This is a genomic window from Mycobacterium numidiamassiliense, assembly GCF_900157365.1.
GTDB classification, from domain to species: Bacteria; Actinomycetota; Actinomycetes; order Mycobacteriales; family Mycobacteriaceae; genus Mycobacterium; species Mycobacterium numidiamassiliense.
In genome coordinates, this window is the sequence record NZ_FUEZ01000004.1 from 2,159,805 (window position 1) to 2,173,605 (window position 13,801).

General features: G+C 65.0%; 15 protein-coding genes. 8 read left to right on the forward strand and 7 right to left on the reverse strand.

Annotated features, from left to right (window positions below; all coding sequences use genetic code 11):
• The first annotated feature begins 9 nt into the window (after positions 1 to 9).
• Positions 10 to 369: an Rv1352/Rv1906c domain-containing protein gene (locus MNAB215_RS18820; protein WP_077080161.1), complete on the forward strand. Its 360-nt coding sequence runs from the start codon at positions 10 to 12 to the stop codon at positions 367 to 369.
• Here MNAB215_RS18820 and MNAB215_RS18825 read toward each other — a convergent pair.
• From MNAB215_RS18825 to MNAB215_RS18850, 6 genes are read right to left on the reverse strand one after another with little or no spacing between them, the layout of a single operon-like run.
• Complete coding sequence (locus MNAB215_RS18825; protein WP_077080162.1) at positions 366 to 1,907, reverse strand: class I adenylate-forming enzyme family protein; 1,542 nt, start codon at positions 1,905 to 1,907, stop codon at positions 366 to 368. The two genes, MNAB215_RS18820 and MNAB215_RS18825, sit on opposite strands and share 4 nt — an antisense overlap.
• Positions 1,900 to 3,465, reverse strand: coding sequence for a class I adenylate-forming enzyme family protein (locus MNAB215_RS18830; RefSeq protein WP_077080163.1), 1,566 nt, complete (start codon positions 3,463 to 3,465; stop codon positions 1,900 to 1,902). The genes MNAB215_RS18825 and MNAB215_RS18830 overlap by 8 nt, the downstream gene beginning before the upstream one ends.
• Complete coding sequence (locus tag MNAB215_RS18835; protein WP_077080164.1) at positions 3,455 to 4,933, reverse strand: class I adenylate-forming enzyme family protein; 1,479 nt, start codon at positions 4,931 to 4,933, stop codon at positions 3,455 to 3,457. The genes MNAB215_RS18830 and MNAB215_RS18835 overlap by 11 nt, the downstream gene beginning before the upstream one ends.
• Positions 4,933 to 5,727 carry an enoyl-CoA hydratase/isomerase family protein gene (locus tag MNAB215_RS18840; RefSeq protein WP_077082142.1) on the reverse strand — a complete coding sequence of 265 codons (795 nt, stop codon included), beginning with the start codon at positions 5,725 to 5,727 and terminating at the stop codon, positions 4,933 to 4,935. Before MNAB215_RS18840 ends, MNAB215_RS18835 begins: the two co-directional genes overlap by 1 nt.
• Positions 5,724 to 6,536 (reverse strand): enoyl-CoA hydratase/isomerase family protein, encoded by an 813-nt coding sequence (locus tag MNAB215_RS18845; protein WP_077080165.1) that lies wholly within the window; start codon positions 6,534 to 6,536, stop codon positions 5,724 to 5,726. Before MNAB215_RS18845 ends, MNAB215_RS18840 begins: the two co-directional genes overlap by 4 nt.
• Before the next feature lie 47 nt (positions 6,537 to 6,583).
• Positions 6,584 to 7,402, reverse strand: coding sequence for an enoyl-CoA hydratase/isomerase family protein (locus MNAB215_RS18850; RefSeq protein ID WP_077080166.1), 819 nt, complete (start codon positions 7,400 to 7,402; stop codon positions 6,584 to 6,586).
• 129 nt (positions 7,403 to 7,531) lie between these two features.
• Here MNAB215_RS18850 and MNAB215_RS18855 point away from each other — a divergent pair, with 129 nt between their 5' ends.
• Positions 7,532 to 8,206: a hotdog family protein gene (locus MNAB215_RS18855; RefSeq protein WP_077080167.1), complete on the forward strand. Its 675-nt coding sequence runs from the start codon at positions 7,532 to 7,534 to the stop codon at positions 8,204 to 8,206.
• Positions 8,203 to 9,102, forward strand: coding sequence for an enoyl-CoA hydratase/isomerase family protein (locus tag MNAB215_RS18860; protein ID WP_077080168.1), 900 nt, complete (start codon positions 8,203 to 8,205; stop codon positions 9,100 to 9,102). Before MNAB215_RS18855 ends, MNAB215_RS18860 begins: the two co-directional genes overlap by 4 nt.
• A gap of 16 nt (positions 9,103 to 9,118) precedes the next feature.
• Here the strand turns inward: MNAB215_RS18860 and MNAB215_RS18865 are convergent, their stop codons facing one another.
• On the reverse strand, positions 9,119 to 9,925 hold the full coding sequence (locus tag MNAB215_RS18865; RefSeq protein ID WP_077080169.1) for a TetR/AcrR family transcriptional regulator: 807 nt from the start codon (positions 9,923 to 9,925) through the stop codon (positions 9,119 to 9,121).
• A gap of 215 nt (positions 9,926 to 10,140) precedes the next feature.
• Here MNAB215_RS18865 and MNAB215_RS18870 point away from each other — a divergent pair, with 215 nt between their 5' ends.
• The 5 genes from MNAB215_RS18870 to MNAB215_RS18890 all read left to right on the forward strand — a co-directional run bounded on the left by MNAB215_RS18870 (position 10,141) and on the right by MNAB215_RS18890 (position 13,797).
• Positions 10,141 to 10,938 carry an SDR family NAD(P)-dependent oxidoreductase gene (locus tag MNAB215_RS18870; RefSeq protein WP_077080170.1) on the forward strand — a complete coding sequence of 266 codons (798 nt, stop codon included), beginning with the start codon at positions 10,141 to 10,143 and terminating at the stop codon, positions 10,936 to 10,938.
• Between the two features lie 33 nt (positions 10,939 to 10,971).
• A complete protein-coding gene (locus MNAB215_RS18875) occupies positions 10,972 to 11,979 on the forward strand; it encodes a dihydrodipicolinate synthase family protein (RefSeq protein ID WP_077082143.1) in 1,008 nt (335 codons plus the stop codon).
• A 31-nt stretch (positions 11,980 to 12,010) separates the two neighbouring features.
• Positions 12,011 to 12,196, forward strand: a complete 186-nt coding sequence (locus tag MNAB215_RS18880; RefSeq protein ID WP_077080171.1) for a hypothetical protein — start codon at positions 12,011 to 12,013, stop codon at positions 12,194 to 12,196.
• 264 nt (positions 12,197 to 12,460) lie between these two features.
• Positions 12,461 to 12,733 (forward strand): GlsB/YeaQ/YmgE family stress response membrane protein, encoded by a 273-nt coding sequence (locus MNAB215_RS18885; protein WP_077080172.1) that lies wholly within the window; start codon positions 12,461 to 12,463, stop codon positions 12,731 to 12,733.
• 224 nt (positions 12,734 to 12,957) lie between these two features.
• Complete coding sequence (locus MNAB215_RS18890; protein ID WP_077080173.1) at positions 12,958 to 13,797, forward strand: enoyl-CoA hydratase; 840 nt, start codon at positions 12,958 to 12,960, stop codon at positions 13,795 to 13,797.
• The last annotated feature ends 4 nt before the right edge of the window (positions 13,798 to 13,801 follow it).

The following is a 13,801-nucleotide window of genomic DNA, read 5'->3' on the forward strand; positions in this document are numbered from 1 at the left end:
AGCAGAGAAATGGCCCGAGCACTTCGAGCACTGGCGATATTCGTAGCAAGTGTGACGGCGATCGCAATGGCGCCACCGGCGGCTGCCGCGATGGACCCGATTCCTGGGAACGGTGTCTTTGTCGTCGGGCCTGACATCGCACCGGGTCTGTACCACACGGACGGGTCGGCGTCGGTCGTCGGAGTGTGGATCAACAATGTCCCGACTCAGGATTCGATGTGCGCGTGGTTCACCTACGGCACGCCCGACGCTAACAAGGAGCATGTGCTCCAGACGAACATCTCTATCGGGCCGATGTACGCGAATATCAACACATCGGTCAAGGCCTTCGAGTCGCAGAACTGCCAACCCTGGACGCGGGTGCCTTAAGGGTTCGTTTCGGCGAGCATCTCCCGCAGCCTGCGGGTGTCGACCTTGCCGGTGCCGCCGCGCGGAACGTCTTCGTCGGATTCCAGAAACAGCCATACCGTCGGGACTTTGAAGGAGCTCAGCAGCGTGCGCGCCTGATCGCGCAGCTGGTCACGATTCAAGGCCGGCTTGCCGCGCACCACGGCCGCGCCGACCCGGTCGCCCGCGGGGCCGGGCACGTTGGTGACGAAAGCGTGGTCGACGCCGTCGATGCTCCGCAGCGCCCGTACGACCTCGCTGGGATATACGGTCGCGCCACTGACCTTGAACATGTCGTCGGATCTGCCGTGGTAGAACAGGAATCCGTCGTCGTCGAGGTGGCCGAGGTCGCCGGTGGGATAGAAGCCGTCGGGGGTGAACAACTCTTCCCGGCTGCGGCCGCATATTCCGCGCAGGGTGTGTGGTCCGCGGAGGTGGATCATGCCGGCGGTTCCGGGCGGCACCGGTGCGCCGCTGTTGGGGTCGACGATGCGAACTTCCATGCCGCCGAAGGGCTTTCCGCAGCTGCCCCAGGCCGACGCGGGCATGTCGGTGTCGGCGGGGTAGCCGCAATAGGGCCCGAACGCCTCCGTCATGCCGAATAGCGCCGCCCGCGCTCCGGGCGCGGCCCGCTGCTCAACCGGAAGCAGGGCGTCGAGGCTGCCCGGCCGCAGCGCCGACAGATCGACGCCGGCCGAACTCGCATGCCTTGCCAGAGCCTCGGCCTGGTCGGGCCAGCCCCGAAACAGCGTGACCCGTTCGCGTTCCAGCAGTCGCAGGGTGGTGTCGGGGCGCGGTATCTCTTCGGTCACCAGGGTGGCTCCTGCCAGCAGCGCCGACAGAATTCCGCTGCCGAAGCCACCGACCCAGAAGAACGGCATCGGCAGATATAGCCGAGTGTCGGAGCTGATGCAGCGCGCCGCCAGGCCCGACCGCACCGCGCCCAACGCGTTGCCATGAGAGTGTATGACCCCCTTGGGGTTTCCGCTGCTGCCGGAGGTGAACATGATCACCATCGGGTCGGCGGCGGTCACCGTTTCCGTCATCGCATCGATGATCCGGCGGACGCGATCGCTCGCTGTGGCGACATCGAGCTGTCCGGTCGTCCAAACCTGGCGTAAGGCAGGAAGTTCGGGCGGGGGTAGCGCCCGGACGTCGTCAACGTAGCGGTGGCCGCGGAACTCTTCGACGGTGACCAGGAACTGCACGGCCGCGACGCGCAGCTGGGCGGCGAGTTCACCGGCCTGCAGCAGCGTGCTCAGCGGCACCAGGACGGCACCGACGCGGGTCAAGGCGACGGCGATTTCTATCCAGCGGGTGCAGTTGGGCATGATCAGCGCGACCCGAGTGCCCTTGCCGACACCCGCTTCGACGAAACATGCCGCTAAATCTGTTGTGGTCGAGTCGAGTTGGCGGTAGCTGACCCGGCCGGTGGGATCGATCACCATCGGGCGGTCACCGTGCTGCGCGGCGCGCAACCTGACCAATTCGTCGATGGTGTGCGCTACCGGTTCAGGCATCGAACAGCTTCCTGAGTTGCTGGGTGTCGACCTTTCCGCTGGAAAGCAGCGGAATTTCGGCGCTGGGCAGGGCGACGAACCGGGCGGGGATTTTGTACGTCGACAACTCCGCCTTCAGCCGCTCGCGCAGCCCTGCCTCGTCGAAGGCATCGGCGCCGTCCGGCACGGCGATGACTGCCGCGACCAGCTGCCCCCGCCGGGAATCGGGAACGCCGACGACGTAGGCGCGCAGTCCGCCGGTGGCCTTGGCGATGGCCTTTTCCACCTCGGGCGGCGAGACATTGGCCCCCGCCGACTTGATCATCGCGCTGCGCCGTCCGACGAAATACACGAATCCGTCGGCGTCGATGCGCGCCATATCGCCGGTATGAAACCAGCCGTCGGCGTCAAAGCAGTCCTCGCGGCTGCGTTTGTAATAACCCTGCATCAGGTAGGGCCCGCGGACCCACAGTTCGCCGGTCTCGCCCGCGCTGACGGTTTCTCCTGTCTCCGGATCGATGACCACGGCCTCAAATCCCGGCGCCGGCTTGCCGTATGACCCGCGGCGCTCTTCTGGCTGATCGGATTCGTCGCCGCTGATCAATACGACGCTTCCGGTTTCGGTCATGCCGAGCATGTTGTGCCGGAGTTCCGGGTCGGCGGGCCGGGCATCGGGAGCCAGGATCGGGTACAGGTTGCCCCGGCGCATTGACGACAGATCGCGTTGGGCGAAGCTCGGGTGTTCGGCCAGATGCGCGACACCCGCCGCGAAACCATTGGTCATGGTTGGCTTTTCGGTCTCGAGCAAGTCGAGGGTCGCGGCGGCGTCGGTGGCGTTGGAGCACAGCAGGGTCGACCCGGCGACCAGCGTGGCGAGCAAGGCGAATGCGAACCCGCCGATCCAGAAGAACGGTGAATTGCAGAACAGTGTGTCCGTCGCGGCCAGGCCGCGAATCTCGTTGAGGTTGTGCTGATGTCCGAGCAGCGCGGCGTGGCTGTGCACCACGCCTTTGGGCGCGGCCGTGGACCCCGAGGTGTAGACGATGGCCAGCGGGTCACTCCCGTTGGCGTCGTCTTCCATGGCCCGCAGCAGCGCCGGGTCGACGGTGTCGGCCAGGCGGTAGACCGTTTCGTGAGTGACCGCAACGTGGCGCAATTGCGGTGCGGCAGCGCAAAACAACCGGGAATCGAGGTCGGCGTCCAAAAGGACCTCGCACAGTCGTTGCACATAGTCGTGGGACCGAAACGACGCAGCGGACAGCAGAATTCGCGTATCGCTGTGCACCAGCTGTTCGCGCATCTCGCGCGCGGTGACAAAGGTGGAAAACGGGATCACCACCGCCCCGATCCGTGCGGCGGCCAGCATCCCGACGACGAACTCGGTGCCGTTGGGATACAGCAGGCCCACATGCGTGCCCTTGCCGGCGCCGAGGGCGATCAGTCCGCGGGCCAGCTCCGCGGAGCGGCGATCGGCGCCGCCGTAGCTGATCCGGTCCTCGTCGCACACCAGAAGTGGGTGGTCGCCCCGCGAGTGGCTGTGCTCTCGCAGGATTTCGGCGACCGTGAAATCACCGCGCATGGTCTGTGGCGGCGGCGGATTCGGTGAAGAAGCGTCGGATCGCGCTCAGGTCGGCTTTGCCCGAGGGGGTGCGCGGAATCGTTGCGACAATCGCGATCTCGGTCGGAATCTCGTAGCGGGCCAGTCGGGTGGGCAGAAACTCGACCAGCGTCTCGGTGTCGGCAGCTGCCGACTCGCGCAGCTCCACCATCGCCACGGGCGTCTCGCCGAGGCGTTCGTCCGATCGCCCGACCACGGCCGCGCCGGCCACCGCCGGGTGGCTCTCCAGGGCAACCCGCACGTCGTCGGGCATCACCTTGAATCCGCCACGGATGATCGCCTGATCGGCTCGACCGACGATCCAGACAAAACCGTCGGCGTCGATGCGTGCCATATCGGTGGTCCGCATCCACTGCGCCGACGGCCCGAGCTGTCCGGGCTTCACTTCCAGCAAGCCAACCTGATCGGGCCCGAGCTGCCGGCCGGCGTCGTCGACCACCCGCAGGCGTGCGCCAGGATTGGGCCGGCCCACGCTGCCGCGTTTGGCCCGCCAGTACTGCTGGTAGTCGCCCAGCGTCCACCCGGCGACACCGCCGCCGAATTCGGTTGCGGCATAAGAGGTCAGCACCGGGATGCCGAACTTCTCGGTGAAGGCATCGGCATCGTCGGCCGATAGCGGTGCCGTGCCACACGTCACTGCGCGGACGCTGTCGAGGTCTGCTCGCTGCAAGTCGGAGTGCAACACCGTCCGCAGTGCGGCCGGCACCAGCGATACCGCGCGCGGCCGGTGCTTGCGTACGGCTTGGGCCCACGCGTTGAGTTCGAACCGCTCCAGCAGCACGAAGGATCGCGCCTCGGCGACACACTGCAGCACCCGAAACACGCCGCCGATATGCACCAGCGGTGAATTCACGATCGCGACACCGCGTCGCAGCTCCGTGGGGGCGGGGGCGCTGCCCGGATCGGACCCCATCACGCTGCGGGCCAGCATGTCGTAGCTGAGGTCGATTCGTTTGGGTGGACCGGTCGTTCCGCTGGTCAGCATCCGCACCGCCACGCCTTGCGGAGTGCGCAGACCGGCACCGCATCGCCCGGGCTCCGCGTCGTCCAACTGACCCGAGATCGCCATCGTCGGCGTTCCCGGATCGACGAGCGTCTCCAGGTCGTCGGATTCGCCAACGATCAGTGGCAGCCCCAGCGCGGCGATATCGGCACGGGTGCGGTCGTCGCCGCGTGACGGGTTGATGGTGACGACGGTTCCGCCGCCGAGTAGCACACCGAGGAAGGCCGCCACGTGCGGAGGCCGGTTGCGCAACAGCATCCCGATCTGCGGGTCATCGCCGTATTCGGCTGTCACAGAAGCGATATGGCGGGCAGCGCCGCTTATCTGGCCCCACGAGCACCATCGATCCTTGTATTCGATCGCATCCGCGCCGGGCTGCAGATTCAGCACGTCGGCGATGCGTTGACTCAACGGGTGTGCGGTCATCACCGTATTTCGGGTTCGCTCCTGGCGGGCTTGCCCGCGGAGTCGCGCTGCGCCGCCAGTTCGGCAGTGCCTAACGGGTTGCCCAGCCGGGTGTAGATGAGCCCGTGCTCGAGCGCGGCCCGGTACGGCTTGTCCAGCGACTCCCAGATCGCTTTCACGGTGCCCTGAGTCGCCGACGGTGGTTTGGCGGCAATGGTCGCCGCAATTTGGTGGGCGCGGATCCACAGCTGGTCGGGGGCGACCACCTCGGACACCAGGCCGATCCGCAGTGCGGTGTCGGCGCTGACCCGTTCGTCGTTGCCCATCAGGGCGATGCGCAACGTCTCGCCCAGACCGATACGGCGCATCAGACCGATCGGCTCCAGGGCGCAGACCAGGCCGGCCGACACATGTGAATCGAAAAACGTTGCGTCCGTTGAACAGATGACGACGTCGGATTCGTTGACGAAATAGAACGCGCCCGCCGTGCACATGCCCTGTACGGCGCACACCACCGGCTTCCACATCTTCTGCCATTTCGGGCTGAGCGCTTCCCCGGGATCCTCGTGATTCCAGACGTTTTCGGGCTGCCCGTAGGGCGATTTGATGTCGAGACCGGCGCTGAACGCCCGGTTCCCGGTGGCTCGCAGCACCACCGCGTGCACCGACTCGTCCAGCTTGACGACGCGCCAGGCCTCCGCCATCTCCTCGCACATGGTGCGATTGAACGCGTTGAGCTGGTCGGGCCGGTTCAGCGTGATCGTGGCGACATGGTCGGCGCCGTCGATGTCGAGCAGGATGGTTTCGAAATTCATCGGCACTGCCAATTGGGCTTGCGCTTTTCCATGAAGGCCTTGGGCCCTTCGGCGGAATCCTCTGTCCGCAGCACTCGCTCGCGGAACGTCTCGGCCATGATCTCGGCTTCGTGCAGCGGCACATTCAGACCCTTGACGATGGCCAGCCGCGTTCCCCGAACCGCCAGTGGCGCATTGGAGTTCACGATGTCCGCTATCTCGTGTGCCCGCTCCAGCAGGCGGTCGTGCCCGACGACTTCGCTGATCAGCCCGAGTTCGTAGGCGCGCTGTGCGCTCATCCGTTCGTGCTTGCCCATCAACGCCATCCGCAGCGCGATCGACCGGGGCAGCACCCGCGATACCCGTACCATCTCGCGTCCGGCCACCAATCCGATGCTGACGTGCGGATCGAAGAAGGTCGCCTGCTCCGACGCGATCACGATGTCGGAGGTGGTGACCCAATCCATGCCTGCGCCACAGCACAATCCGTTGACGGCGGTCACCACCGGCTTGGCCGCCGTGCGAAACGGCGGTGTGCCCTCCTGCGGTGCTTCCCACTGGTCATAGGTCGACAGGTACGGCCGCTCGTAGATCACCTTGCCGTCCTCGGGGATGGCGCCGACGTCGGCTCCCGTGCAGAAGGCGCGACCCGTCCCGGTGACGATGGTCAGCCACACCTTGTCGTCGTTCTCGGCCTCGTCGTAGGCGGAGCGAAGCTCGGTGACCATGTGCGGGCTGAGCGCGTTGAGAGCCTGGGGCCGGTTCAGCGTGATGGTGGCGGTGTGCCCGTCGACCTCGTAGGTGATGTTGTCGAACGAGTCAGCAGGCATCCGTGTTCCCTTCGGTTGAGGCCCAGTGTGATCGAAACCTGATCGGTTCAGCGACCACGGAATTCCGGATCTCGCCGCTGCCGGAAGGCTTCCAGGCCTTCTTTGAAATCGCTTGTTCGACAGGATAATTCGACGTTGTATAACTCCTGGTTCATGGACTGGTTCAGGGTCGCATGCGCACCGAAGCTCAGCGCCTGCTTGGCCAGCCCGATCGCCACGGTCGGGCCGTTCGCCAGCCGCGCCACCAGCTCATCGGCGGCCGCGCCCAGGTCGGCCCGATCGACGGCTTGGTGAATCATCCCCCAGTCGGCGGCATCGGCGGCGCCGACTTTCTCGCCGAGCAATAACATTCGCCTGGCCCGCGCGACGCCGACCAGCCGGGGCAGCAGCCATGTCGAACCCGAATCGGGGCTGAACCCTCGGTCGATGAACGGCTCCCAGAACACGGCGTCGGTGGCGGCCACCGCGAAGTCGGCGGCCAGTGCCAAGTTGGCGCCGATGCCTACCGCCCAGCCCTGCACACTGCACACGACCGGGAGCTGGATGGTGTGAATCAGCTCGATCAAGCGGTGGGCGGCGTGTGGAATTCTGCGCACCAGGTCACCGGTGCGGGGACGTTGTCCGCTGCTGTTGGTGGCCACCCAGTCGGCGCCGGCGCAGAAGTGGTCTCCGGCGCCGCGCAGGTGAATCGCGCGCAAGGAGTCGTCGGCAGCGGCGTCGGTCAGCGCCTCGACCAATGTCTCGATCATCAGTCGGCTCAACGAGTTACGCTGCGCCGGGCGATCGAATGTGAGTCGCAGAATCGCGCCGTCTCGGTGGACGGTCACCGATCCCTCGGCATCGGCCTTTGCGGCCTCGTGACTCACCGTCGGATCCGGCCTTTCTCGGCGATATGGTTACCCATACAGTAGGCAATACGATTGCTACGCTGTATAAGTTAGCAAGGATACGTTGCCGACGGAACAACCGGGTGAAACCAGGTAAGAGAGGTTCGCATGGCCGATGGAACCTCACGGGGCGGTGACGCCAAGTTCGGCGAGGCCCCGCTCGACCAGACCGTGGCCGCCGCGGGTGCCATGCGACGGCTGAGCTCCCTGCTGGTGTCCCTCGAACATCCGCACCCCACGGTCGATGTCATGCTGGCGAAGTTCGACGAATGGGAGGGTGAGCTGGCCGCTGCCGCTCCCACCGACAGCTCGCCTCGCATCGGTGAGGTCGACGGCGATCCGCGCCGCGTCTACCTCAACCATGCAACCGACATCGCTGCCTACAACCCGTGCTTTCCCGAGTATTCCTTCGACTACCTCGACGCCGACAACGCCGGCGGCCGCATCGTCTTCCCAGTGATTTACGAAGGACCGCCGGGACTCGTGCATGGCGGCTTTCTGGCGGTCTTTTTCGACTCCATCATTCAGCATCACAACTGCGTCACCGGTATGTCCGGCAAGACGCGTGGACTTTCGGTCACCTACCGCCGGCCGACGCCGCTGCTGACCGAGCTGCGCTTCGACGTCGCCCGGTCGCAGGTCGAGCGGGGTATCGCGTCGACGGCGCGGCTCCTGCTCGACGACGAAGTCCTCTGCACCGGCGAGGTCAACACGTTGGCATCGACGCCGGACAAACTGGCCGGAACCAGATTCGGCAGGCGGCGAAAGGAACCCAGCGCATGACCGACTCGAGTGCTTCGGATGATCGCGTGCTGTTCGAGCTCGATCCCGACCGGCGCATCGCCACGATCACACTCAACAATCCCAAGCAGCGCAACTCTTATGACGCCGCCATGCGCGAGGCCCTAGCCCGTTGTCTGGATCGCGTCGCCGAAGACGACGACATCACCGTCGTACTGCTACGTGGCGCCGGCGGCGTCTTTTCCACCGGCGCCGACATGAACAACGCCTACGGCTGGTACGGGCCGAAGGGCCAAGGCGGGCAGGATGATTCAGCAGCCAAGCGACGTCCCAGCCAACGCAGACGACTTACCGTGGACCGCAAGTCATTTAGCTTCTACCACAATTTCATGGGCTTCCCGAAGGTGACCGTGGGGGAGATCGCCGGCTACGCCCTGGGTGGTGGCTTCGAGATGGCGCTGATGACCGACATCTCCGTGATTGCGCGCGACACGAAGATCGGCATGCCGGCCACCCGCTTCCTCGGTCCCGCGCTGGGCAGCCTGCACATGTTCTTTCACCGGCTCGGGCCGGTGTTGTCCCGGCGTCTGCTGCTGACCGGTGACATCATCGAAGCCGGCGAGCTCGAGCACCTCGGAATCTTCACCGACACTTGCGATCCCGGCTCCGTGACGGCCCGGGCCCGGTACTGGGCGGAGAAGGTGGCGAAGATGCCCGCCGACGGCGTCGTCATCGCCAAGGAGGCTTTCCGGCTGGTCGAACAGAGCCAGGCATACAACGGCGAGGAAGTAGCGAGCTATCTCTTCCACGCATACGGCACGAACCTGCAATTCGGGCCGGACGAGTTCAACTTCGTCAAAACCCGTGCCCAGCACGGCACCAAGGAAGCATTCCGGCTACGCGACGAACACTTCCACGTCCCGGAACCCGAAGCGTGACAACTGAATCTGGCAACTAGCTGTCCGCTGTCGCCTTGGTTTGACCGCGCTGACCGGCTGACTTGGTCGCCTTTCGTGCCCGAGACGGCGCCGCCTTGGTGCCCGTCGAACCTTCTTCGATCAAGTGGCTGGCGTGGTCGAGGATGCACGTGAGGCCGTACTCGAAGTTGGTTTCGTCGGGCGCCCCGATCCGGTGACCAATCCGGGTGACTTGAGACAGCAGCGGAGTATTTTCGGGGTCGATCGCAACAGCGTCCTCGATGGCTCGCGGTCCGACGTCCGACGACTGGTTCTTCTCGTACAGCCGTTGCAGTACCACTGATCCGCGGACGTGAACCGAAATCGCGGAATAGGTGTCAAAGGCGTCTTCCGGCGATAGCCCGGCCTCGACCAGATTGGCGATTGCCTTTTCCATCTCCAGGGCGCCCATTCGCGCCGCTTTTGGGCTGAGCGCGGCACGAATCAAAATCAGGTCGCACAGAATTGGGTTGCCCATGAAGGTCTTACGCATCAAACGCGCGTGATTGCGCAACGTCTCACGCCAGTCGCTGGCCTCGACGTACGGAGTGGCGAACACGTATTTACTCAACGCGCGATCGGACATCGCATCGAGGAGATCGTCCTTCTTGCGGAAGTACCAGTAGATGCTGGTCACACCGACGCCGAGATGTTTGCCGAGCAGGGGCATGCTCAGGTTGTCTATCGATACCTGCTCAGCGAGTTCGAATGCGCCGCTAATGATGTCATCGGGATTGATGGACCCCCGTTCGCGTCGCTGACGTTTATCGGCGGTTGCCTGTTTTGCCACTACGGGCACCTCCATCAAAATGTATCCTGTGCATGCGATCTGCAATTGCTTCACCGGCTGACGTAAACCTACCGGCAGATCCGCTCTCACCTGCGCTTATGTGGGCGTGTCGCCGCTCGGCGATGACCGCCAACTCGCCTCTCATTCACTTTTCCTTCTGCTACTGTAATACCTATCGTAGGCTTTTTGGTATATGACGCTGGGCGGGCAAAGATGACCGGGCGTAAGTCGTGGATCTAGGGCTGGCGAATGCCGCAGCAGTAGTGGTCGGCGGTAGCCGGGGCATGGGTTTGGCCACCGCGCGCTGCCTTGCGGAGGACGGCGCCCGGGTAGCGGTGATCGGCCGGACGCAGGACGCTCTCGATAGCGCGGTCGTCGATCTGGCGGGTCGCGGTAGCCCGGACGCTCTCGGCCTTGTCGTCGACATCGGGGACGCAACGCAGGTAGAAAAAGCGTTCGCCGATCTCGGGGAGCGATGGGGCGGCGAACTAAACGTGCTCATCAACACGGTCGGTCCGGGTGCGGCGGGCAGCTTCGAAGACCTCACCGACGACCAGTGGCTGCAATCCGTCGAGGACGGCGTGCTGGGCATGGTGCGCTGCGTGCGCACGGCACTTCCCTTGCTGCGCAAGGCGCAATGGGCGCGGATCGTCAACTTTTCGGCGCATTCCACGCAACGACAAAGCGTCATGCTGCCCGCGTACACCGCGGCCAAGTCGATGCTCACCAGCGTCTCGAAGAACCTCTCGTTGTCGTTGGCCAAGGACGAGATCCTGGTCAACGTGGTGTCGCCGGGCAGCATCGCGTCGGAGTCACTCGTCGGGTGGGCTGAATCCGTCGGTGTCGACGGCCATGACCCCTACCGCCTCATGGAGGCCATCGACAAGCATTTCGGCCATCCCGCGCACATGCCCCGGGCCGGCCTGCCGCAGGAGATCGGACCCGTCGCCGCGTTCCTGGCGTCGCGGCGCAATTCTTACATGACCGGAGCGAACATCAACGTCGATGGTGGTTCGGACTTCACCTGACGCGAAATCGATTGGCCGACAAAGGGAGTGAACATGGCGAAGGCTAGCGAGGCGCGCGTGTGGGCGCGGGGGGCATTGCGGGGGATTGGTGACTCCCTCTACACGCCGTTCTGTGGAACCGACGGTGACGACATCGACTGGGACGCCTATCGGACATTGGTGCGCTACTGCGTAGGTGACCTCGGGCACCCGATGTTGTGGTGCACCAGCGGCATTGCCGAGTTCTGGTCGTTGACCCTCGATGAGCGTAAACGACTGTTGGAGGTGGCCATTGAGGAGGCCCGCAGTCTGAATCCGCACGTCGTCATTCAGGCCTGTACGGCGGCGACGTCGGCGAAGGACTGTCTTGACCTGACGCTGCACGCCCAGGAGGCGGGCGCAGACATCGCCTACATCCAGACGCCGATGATGGAGGCCCACGGCGGCGAGGGTGTGTTGAGGTTCTTCAAATACGTTGCCGCACGTACCGATATCGCGCTGGGCATGTTCAACTCCCCGTCCTCCGGTTACGTGCTGACCCCGGCCGAGAGCGCACGGATCTACGACGAGGTGCCCGCGGTGTGCGCCACCAAGGAGGGCGCCTTCCGGCCGGAGGCGAGTCGGCGCCTGCATGAGTTGGCGCCAGCCCTTGCGGTGTGGGAATGCGACAGGACCGTCTACCGCGCCGGGTGGTTGCGGGCCGGGATCGTTTGTCCTGCACAACTAGGGACGGCCGGCTACCTGTTCGAGACCCCGCAGCGTCGGCTGTTCTCCGAATACTGGGAGCTTGTGCTCAACGACAAACTGCTTGAGGCAATGGATTACGGACGTGAGTCCGGCATGGACCAATTCGACCTGGATATCGGATCGTGGTGGACCTGCTATCCCGGGCGGGCGGACTACTTCACCCACTGGGGCGGTGCGTTCAAATACGCGGCGTCGTTGTTGGGGTTGCCCATCGGCGCCTACCCGCATTCCCGGCCGCCGCAAGCCGAGCTTCCGCCGGAGGCCAAGGCGCAGATCGAGGGCGCCTATCGCCGGCTCGGGCTCGTGTCCGCGTAGCCGACCGCGAAAACGAATTGCAATTGGCGGCGTGGCGCCCACCACGACGTCAGCTGGGGGCTCCACCGGCTGCGGTGTCGGCCGGGGACGGCGCGGACGCTTCACTGTCGGCATCGGCATCGGCATCGGCGGGCTGCGTTGCTTTCTCGGAGTGCGGATGTTCGCCCCGAGTTCGACGACGTCGCACCCACAAGGCGACGGCGACGAGAGCGGCTAGCGGCCATACCGACAAAAGAAGCTGAGCGCCCGCCAGCGCCCCTTGGATCCGCAACGCCGCGGACCGCACCTGCTTCAGACGGTTCAGAATTGTTTTCGCGATCGAACTCACTAGTGATCCCCTCGGTGCCCAACTGTCCGGATTGGCTTGCTGTCGGTAACCCCGAGATCGCCGGTCCAAACCCGCACGCTTACCAAGACGCTGAGCGGGGCATACGGTGAGGGTTACTCGCCTGGCGTCGGGCCGGTGTCGGAAGGATCGTCAATGCTTACCTTGGGCGTTATCGGCTGGATCGTCATCGGCGGCCTGGCCGGCTGGATCGGCAGCAAGCTCATGGGGACCGACGCCCGGATGGGGCTGGTGCTCAACATCGTGGCCGGCATCATCGGCGGCTTGATCGGCGGCTTCGTGCTCCGCGGCGTCGGTGTGGAAGTGGCAGGCCGCGGCCTGCTGTTCTCGTTTCTAACCTGTCTGCTGGGGGCGGTCATCCTGTTGGGAATCGTCAGGCTCATCGGTCGGGGCCGCACGTCGCGCTAGGGATCACCAATCCGGTTGAATCCTTGCTTTTTCTGGGAATTGACCGCCCGCGCAACACCCTCACCGACGCCGTCGGGACCCACGGTTCGGCCACCCGAAATCCGCTGTTTGATCGCGGTTTGCGGTGCCGCGTCGGCGGTTGTGGAACGCGGTACCGATAGGTATACAGTATGGGTACAAAAGCCCACTGGATCCGGTAGTACACGCATGAGGAGGTGCCGCGGATGTCCGGCAGCGACGGTGCTTCCGATGCGGTGCTCTACGAGGCCACGGACAGCGGCGTCGCAATCCTGACCTTCAACCGACCGGAGCGGCTCAACGCGTGGGGTCCCGACATCGCCGCCGGGTTCTACGCCGCCATCGACCGTGCCGAACACGATCCGGCGATCCGGGCGATCGTGCTGACCGGGCGTGGCAGGGGATTTTGTGCCGGCGCCTATCTCGGCCCGCCGCGGTCGGCGGACAAGGTCGGCGAGTCGATGGAGAATGCGGGCAATGCCAACCTGGATGACTTGGTCGGCGAACGGCCGCCCCATTTCGTGACAACCCTGCGCAAGCCCGTCATCGCTGCGATCAATGGTTCGTGCGTCGGCATCGGGCTCACTCAGGCGCTGATGTGTGACGTCCGGTTCGCCGCCGCCGGGGCGAAGTTCGCCGCGGTCTTCGCTCGCCGCGGGCTGATCGCCGAATTCGGCATCTCGTGGATCCTTCCTCGCCTGACCAGCGTGGGAGTTGCCCTGGACCTGCTGCTGAGCGCGCGCACCTTCCTCGCCGAGGAGGCCGCCGAACTGGGCCTGGTCAAAGAAGTCGTGCCAGGCGATGAGCTGATGAAGCGCGCCCTGGAATACGCCGAGGACATCGCTGCCAACTGCTCGCCTACGGCGATGTCGGTGATCAAGCGTCAAGTCTACGGAGACACCGTGCGCGATGTCGTGGAAGCCAATTCGCTTGCGGGCGTTCTCCTTCAAGAGTCGCTGCCGCGTCCGGATGTCATCGAGGGGATCACCAGCTTCCTCGAAAAGCGGCCGCCGCAGTTCCCCTCGCTGCGCCCAACCGACGCTTAGGACG